This is a genomic window from Nocardia sp. NRRL S-836 (assembly GCF_001279525.1).
Lineage (GTDB): Bacteria > Actinomycetota > Actinomycetes > Mycobacteriales > Pseudonocardiaceae > Lentzea.
On sequence record NZ_LGDY01000066.1, the window covers coordinates 1 to 299 of the forward strand.

Annotated in this window: 1 pseudogene; it reads left to right on the top strand. The window is 70.2% G+C overall.

The window, feature by feature from the left end:
* Positions 1 to 275, top strand: a pseudogene (locus tag ADL03_RS49465) (hypothetical protein); the annotation flags it as partial.
* Between the last annotated feature and the right edge of the window lie 24 nt (positions 276 to 299).

Here is a 299-nt window from a genome sequence, read left to right on the forward strand (position 1 = left end):
AGGGCGGGCTGACCAAGGCGGACGCGGAAGCGTTGCGGGGCTTGGGGATCGACGTCGAACAAGTGATCGACTCGGTCGAGCAGTCGCTGGGCACCGGTGCGTTGCGGCCGGGCCCGCCGCGGCGGGGCATCGGGATGCGACCGGCCCCCCCCTTCAAACGGGCGCTGGGGAAAAGCCTGCGCGAGGCCCGCCCCCTCCGACAGAGCCCCGATCCTGTACGGGTCAGGGATCGCCCGGTTGTCTCAGATTTTCCTGCCGCACCTCACGTGGCGTGAGCGCTCGCAGCCCGTTTCCTGATC